This window comes from Duganella sp. HH101, from assembly GCF_001758795.1.
GTDB lineage: Bacteria > Pseudomonadota > Gammaproteobacteria > Burkholderiales > Burkholderiaceae_D > Rugamonas > Rugamonas rivuli.
Window position 1 is genome coordinate 41,011 of the sequence record NZ_LRON01000001.1, and the last position, 7,056, is coordinate 48,066.

3 protein-coding genes are annotated in these 7,056 nt (G+C 68.7%); all 3 read left to right on the top strand.

Annotation, left to right across the window (positions count from 1 at the left end; translation table 11 throughout):
- The first annotated feature begins 4 nt into the window (after nucleotides 1–4).
- The 3 genes from DUGA2_RS00155 to DUGA2_RS00165 are packed head-to-tail and all read left to right on the top strand — an operon-like array spanning nucleotide 5 to nucleotide 7,052.
- On the top strand, nucleotides 5–787 hold the full coding sequence (locus DUGA2_RS00155; protein WP_070267070.1) for a thioesterase II family protein: 783 nt from the start codon (nucleotides 5–7) through the stop codon (nucleotides 785–787).
- Complete coding sequence (locus DUGA2_RS00160) at nucleotides 762–1,739, top strand: TauD/TfdA family dioxygenase (RefSeq protein WP_070266528.1); 978 nt, start codon at nucleotides 762–764, stop codon at nucleotides 1,737–1,739. Before DUGA2_RS00155 ends, DUGA2_RS00160 begins: the two co-directional genes overlap by 26 nt.
- A gap of 27 nt (nucleotides 1,740–1,766) precedes the next feature.
- A complete protein-coding gene (locus tag DUGA2_RS00165) occupies nucleotides 1,767–7,052 on the top strand; it encodes a non-ribosomal peptide synthetase (protein WP_070266530.1) in 5,286 nt (1,761 codons plus the stop codon).
- Nucleotides 7,053–7,056: the final 4 nt, after the last annotated feature.

Consider the following 7,056-nt stretch of genomic DNA (forward strand, 5'->3'; position numbering starts at 1 on the left):
CACCGTGAGGTCGCCATCCATCGATCTGCTGGTGCTGCCGTGCGCCGGCGCCAGCGCCACCATGTATCTGCGCTGGCGCCGCCTGCTGCCGGAATGGGTGCGCATCGTTCCGGTCGAGTTGCCGGGGCGGGGCGCGCGCATCGGAGAACCGTGCCAGGAAGACTGCGTCCGCCTGGTCGAGCAGATCTGCGATGAGCATGCCGCGGCGATGCAAGGCCGCTACGCGCTGTTCGGCCACAGCATGGGCGCCTTGCTGGCCTATGCGGTGGCGCAGCGTCAGCGCGCGCTGGGGCGGACGCTGCCGTGCGTGGTGTTTGCATCCGGCAGTCCCGCGCCGCTGCGGCGCGACCCCACGCGCTATCTCGACAAGGACCACGACGATGCGCTGATCGCCGACCTGCGCCGCCAGGGCGGCACGCCGGAAGAGGTGTTTGCCAACTCCGAACTGCTGCGCATGACGCTCGACACCCTGGCGGCCGACTACCGGATATGCGCCAGTTTCCCCGCCGTGCCGCAGCCGCCGTTGCCGTTGCCGCTGCATGTGCTGGGCGGACGTTCCGACGACATCGCCCCGGAGCGCATCGAAGCCTGGCGGCAGGAGGCAGGCGGGCAGTTCATGCTCGACTGGTTCGACGGCGGCCATTTCTTCATACGCCAGCAGGAGCAGCAAGTGCTGGCGGCGATTGCGCGCACCTTGACGCGCCAATTTTCCGGAGTGCGCCATGCAGCCGCGCTCGCATCGACGCAACCAAGGAATAATCATGAGTGTATCGATACAACGATTTGAACGCACGGCGCCGCCAGGCTCAGAGTTGCCGGCGCTGATCACCCCGGCCATCGCCGGCGAGCCGCTGCTGGACGCCGCACCGCGCCTGCGCGACGCCATCGAGGCGCAACTGCTGACCGTCGGCGGCGTACTGCTGCGCGGGTTCGACGTGCCGTCGGTCGACGTGTTCCGCGCGTTCGCCGCCGGCTTCGGCCATCCGCTGCTGAGCTATGAATTCGGCTCCACGCCGCGCACCGAGGTGGGCGGCGGCGTCTACACGGCGACCGAGTATCCGGCGCACCAATCGATCCCGCTGCATAACGAACAAGCCTACACACGCATGTGGCCGATGAAGGCTTGGTTCCATTGTGTGACGGCGGCCCGGGAGCGCGGCGAGACGCCGATCGCCGACAGCCGCGCCATCTACCGGCGCATGCCGGCGGCGATCCGCGAGCGCTTCGCTGCCGGCATCGTCTACGTCCGCAACTACGGCGAGTTCGACGTGCCGTGGCAAACCGTTTTCAATACGGAGCAGAAGGCGGAAGTGGAAGCCTTTTGCCGCAAGGCCGGGATCGACTGGGAGTGGAAGCCGGACGGCGAGCTGCGCACCACCCAGCTGTGCCAGGCGTTCGAGACCCATCCCGTCACCGGCGAGAAAGTGTGGTTCAACCAGGCCCATCTTTTCCACGTCTCCAACCTGCAGCCCGAGGTGCGCGAGTCGCTCGAAGAGATGCTGGGCATGGATAACCTGCCGCGCAACACCTATTTTGCCGACGGCTCGGCGATGCCTGACGGATTGCTCGACGAAGTGCGCGCCGTGCTGGACGCCGAGACGGTGTCCTTTCCCTGGCAAGCCGGCGACGTGCTGATGCTCGACAACATGCTGGTGGCGCACGCGCGCGCACCGTTCAAAGGGCCGCGCAAAGTGGTCGTGGCCATGGCCGAATCGCGCAGCAATCTGGGCGCTTTCTAAAACGCATACATAAGCGAGAGAAATCTGATGACGACACCCACCGTGTCGCAGGGGACTGCTTTTGTCCATCCTGTGAATTTTATCGAGTGCCTGGAGCGTCTGGCTGCCGACCGGCCGGGCGATACCGCGCTGATGGTCGTCTCCGAACGCGACGGCCAGGCGCTTGAAACGACGCTGTCCTATCGCGATTTCGCGCGCCGCGTGCGGGCGCTGGCCGCCGAGCTGCAGCGCCGCTATGCACCTGGCGAGCGCGTGCTGATCATGCTCGACAACGATGAACACTACGCTGCCGCCATGTTCGCCTGCTTTTATGCTGGCGTGATCGCGGTGCCGGCATTTCCGCCGGAATCGGTGCGGCCGCAGCACCTGGCACGGCTGAGCGGCATCGCCGCCGACGCGCAGGCGCGCGGCATCCTGACGGCCAGTCCGCTCGCGGCGCTGGTCGGCGCCGCCGCCAGCCAGTTCGGCATCGAAACGGTGATACTGGCGGACCAGGTCGACCCGGCAGGCGCGGACGCGTGGCGCGCGCACCTGCCGGCGGCGCACGATGTCGCCTTCCTTCAATACACCTCCGGCTCCACCTCCACCCCCAAGGGCGTGATGGTCACGCACGGCAACCTGGTGGCGAACGAGCGCGCCATCCGCGCCGCGATGGCGATCGGCGCCGACGACATCATCGGCGTGTGGTCGCCGCTGTTCCACGACATGGGGTTGATCGGCGGCCTGCTGCAGCCTTTCTACAGCGGCCTTACCTGCGTACTGAGCTCTCCTCGCTACTTCCTTGAACGTCCGGTGCGCTGGCTGGAGATGATATCGCGCCACCGCATCACGATCAGCGGCGGTCCGGATTTCGCCTACCGCCTGTGCCTGGACCGCATCAAGGACGCGACGGCAAGCGGCCTGGATCTGTCTAGCTGGCGGCTGGCCTATACCGGCGCCGAGCCGGTGCGGCACGATACGATGGACGCCTTCGGCAAACGCTACGCGGCGCTGGGCTTCAACGCCGGCGCCATCTATGCCTGTTACGGCCTGGCCGAAGCCACGCTGCTGGTGAGCGGGGGGCGGCGCGGCGGCGGCATGACGGTACGGCATTTCGGCAGCGCGCCGCTGGCCGCCGGCAAAGTGGAGGCTGACGCCACCGGTAGCGTGGCGCTGGTGGGCTGCGGCGGCGTGCCGGCCGAGCATCGGGTGATGATCGTCGATCCGCTGAGCGGCGTGATGGTCGCACGCGGCGTGGGCGAGATCTGGGCGGCCGGTCCCAGCATGGCGGCCGGTTATTGGAACAAGCCGCTCGAAACCGCCCAGGCCTTCGTCGAGCGGGGCGGCGCGCGCTGGCTGCGCACCGGCGACCTGGGCTTCCTGCACGACGGCCAGCTGTTCGTCGCCGGTCGGCTGAAGGACATGATCATCGTGCGCGGGCAGAACATCTATCCGCAGGATATCGAGCGGGCGGTGGAAGCCGGGGTGGAGGCGGTGCGCAAGGGCAGGGTGGCGGCCTTCGGGGTGGAGATCGACGGCCGGGAAGGCGTGGGTGTGGCGGCCGAAGTGTCGCGCGGCCTGCAAAAGCTGGTGCCGCCGCAGGCGCTGGCCGATGCGCTGGCCGCCGCGGTCAGCCAGCAGTGCGGCGCGGCGCCGCAGGTGGTGGTGCTGCTCAATCCCGGCGCGCTGCCCAAGACATCCAGCGGCAAGCTTCAGCGCGGCGCCTGCCGCCAAGGCTGGGCCGAACGTTCGCTGGACGCCTACGCGCTGTTCGAAAACGGCAGCCAGGTATCGGGCGAAGCGGCCGAGGCGCCCGCCACCGAAGCCGCCTCCGACGAGACGGCGCTGGCGCTGGCCGGCATGTGGCGCGAGGTGCTGGGCCATGATGAAGCCCGTTCCTATCCGGCCGACGCGCACTTCTTTGGCGTGGGCGGCAACTCGCTGGCGGCGGTACAGCTGGCGGCGCGCATTGCGCAGCATTGGCATATCGATTTTCCGGTTCGTCAGCTGTTCGAGCAGGCTCGTTTTTCGGCGCAGGCCGAGGCCGTGCGCGCCTGCCTGAACGGCGGCGTGCGCACCGAACTGGCCGTCATTCCCGTGCTGACGCCGCAGCGACGCGCCCAGGCATTGCCGCTGTCGCCGGCGCAGCAGCGCCAGTGGTTCCTGTGGCGTCTCGACGCCGCCAGCAGCGCCTACCATGTGCAGGGCGCGCTGCGCATCACCGGCAGCGTCCACGCGCAGGCGCTGCAATCGGCTCTGGACGGACTGGTTGCGCGTCATACGTCGCTGCGCACCGTATTCCGCACGGGGGCCGACGGCGAGGCGGAACAACTGGTGCTGGACGAGACGGCGCTGGTCCTGCAGATCACCGACCTGCGCGGCCTGCCGGCTACCGATCGGGAGGCGCGCGCCGCCGCGACGCTGCGCGAACTGCATTCGCAGCCCTTCGATCTGAGCAGCGGCCCGCTGGCGCGGGCGGCGCTGGTGCGGCTGGACGAGCAGGTGCAGATACTGGCGCTGGTGTTGCATCACATCATCTCCGACGGCGCTTCGATGCAAGTGCTGCTGGATGAACTGGCGTTGCTGTATAACGGCGGCCTGCCGGGAGTGCAAGCGGCCGCGCTGCCGCCGCCGCTGCAATATGCCGATTACGCGGCGTGGCTGCATGGCCTTCCCGGACAAGGGCATGAACCACAGCTCGCGTATTGGCGTCAGCAGCTAGCGGTTGCGCACGGCGAAGCCCATCCGGTGCTGGCGCTGCCCACCGACCGTGCGCGGCCTGCGGAAGCGCGCTACCGCGCCGGCCAGCATGGTTTCGAACTTCCAGGCGCGCTGCTGGCCGGCCTGCGCGGCCAGGCGGATGCCTATGGCGTCACGCTGTTCATGCTGCTGCTGGCCGGTCTGCAGGCGCTGCTGCACCGTTATACCGGGCAGTCCGACATCCGCGTCGGCGTGCCGGCGGCCAACCGCGCGCGCACCGATCTGGCGCAGGTGGTTGGCTTCTTCGTCAACACGCTGGTGCTGCGCAACCGCATCGACGGACGTATGAGCCTGGCCCAGGTGCTGGCGCAGGCGCGCGAAGCTGCGCTCGGCGCGCAGGCGCATGCGGCGCTGCCGTTCGAACAGCTGGTCGAGGCCTTGCAGCCGGAGCGCAGCCGGGCCCACAGTCCGCTGTTCCAGGTCTTGTTCAACTACCTGGCGGAAGACCATCGCGCGCTGCGGCGCGTGGCCGGATGGACGGTCGCGACGGAGCCGCTGGCGGCTGGCGATGCGCAGTTCGAGCTGACGGTCGAAGTGCGGGAACGCAGCGATGGCGGGGTAGGCGTCAACTTGGTCTATGCGCAGGAATTGTTCGATGCCGGCACCATCGAGCAGTTGGGCGGGCACTACGCGGCCATGCTGGCCGCGCTGGCCAACCAGCCCGGCGCCACTGTCGGCGATGTCGCGCTGCTGGACGCCGCCGAGCAGGCGCAACTCGCCGCCTGGAGCGACGGCGGCGCACCACTTGCGGACGGAGCGCTGGTGCACCGCTTGTTCGAGCGGCAGGTGCTGCGCAGCCCGCAGGCGCCGGCGCTGTGTTTTGGCGAGGCCATCCTCAGCTTTGCGGCCTTGAACACGCGCGCCAACCAACTGGCTCATCATCTGATCGGCACGGGCGTGACCCCCGGCACGGTGGTGGCCGTGGCGGCGGAGCGTTCGGTCGAGATGGTGGTCGCGCTGCTGGCGGTGCTGAAGGCGGGCGGAGCCTATTTGCCGGTCGACCCGGATTATCCACGCGACCGCATAGCCTACATGCTGGAAGACAGCGGCGTCACGCTGCTGCTGACCCAAGGCCATCTGTGCGAGCGCCTGCCCGGGCGACATGGACTGGCCTTACTCGACCTGGACGGCTTCGCGCCCCGGGCCGGGGGCGACCACAACCCGGACGTGGCGCTGCATGGCGACAGCCTGGCCTATGTCATCTACACCTCCGGTTCCACCGGACGTCCCAAGGGCGCCGCCAACCGCCACGGCTCGGTATGCAACCGGCTGGCCTGGGGCCAGCGCCACCAGCCGCTGGACGCCGGCGACACGGTGCTGCAAAAAACGCCGTTCAGCTTTGATATCTCGTTCTGGGAGTTCTTCTGGCCGCTGACCAGCGGCGCGCGGCTGGCGCTGGCGGCGCCGGGCGACCATCGCGATCCGCAGCGCCTGGTGGCGCTGATCGCACAGCATCAGGTGACGACCATCCATTTCGTGCCGTCGATGCTGCAAGCCTTTCTTGCTTATCCGGGCATCGATGCCTGCGTGGGACTGCGCCGCATCATTTGCAGCGGCGAAGCCTTGCCGGCTGAGCTGCAAACGTCGGCGCTGAACGCCTTTCCGCAGGCCGCCTTGCTCAACCTGTACGGTCCCACCGAAGCGGCCATCGAAGTCACTTACTGGGATTGCCGCGATGAAGGGGTACTGGCGGTGCCGATCGGCCGGCCGCTGGCGGGCTTGCGCACCCATGTGCTCGACGACTCGTTCAATCCCTTGCCGCGCGGCGTCGCCGGCGAACTGTATCTGGGCGGGGTCGGCCTGGCGCAGGGCTATTGGCGCCGTCCCGGCCTGAGCGCCGAGCGCTTTATCGCCGACCCCACCGGCGCGTCGGGCGAGCGCCTGTACCGCACCGGTGACCTGGTGCGCTGGCGCGCCGACGGCCAGCTCGACTACCTGGGCCGCATCGATCACCAGGTCAAGATACGCGGCTTCCGCATCGAGCTGGGCGAGGTCGAAGCGCAACTGCGCGCCGACCCCGCCGTGCGCGAGGCGGTCGTAGTGGCAGAGGAGGGCGCCACCGGCACGCGACTGCTGGCCTACGTGTCGGCGCGGCAGGCTGGCATGCTGGACGCCGCGCAACTGAAAGCGTCGATGGCGACGGCGCTGCCGGATTACATGCTGCCCGCCGTGATCACCGTGCTCGACACGCTGCCGCTCAACGCCAACGGCAAGGTAGACCGCAAGGCGCTGCCGGCGGCGGAGGCGGCGCCGCTGCGCGCCTACGAGGCCCCCGAAGGCGAGATCGAAACGGCGTTGGCGCAGCTATGGTCCGAATTGCTGGATGGGCAGCGCGTAGGCCGCAACGACAATTTCTTCGAACTGGGCGGGCACTCGCTGATGGCGATGCGCATGGCCTCCACCCTGGCCAGCCGCCACGCCTGGGACATCCCTGTACGCACCGTGTTCGAAGCGCCGACGCTGTCGGAGCTGGCGCTGCGCTTGGCGGCGCGCATGCCTGCCGGCGCCGCGCCGCTGGCCCGGCAGGACCGGCTGGCGTTGATGGACGACTTGATGAATGAATTTGAGGTTTGATGCG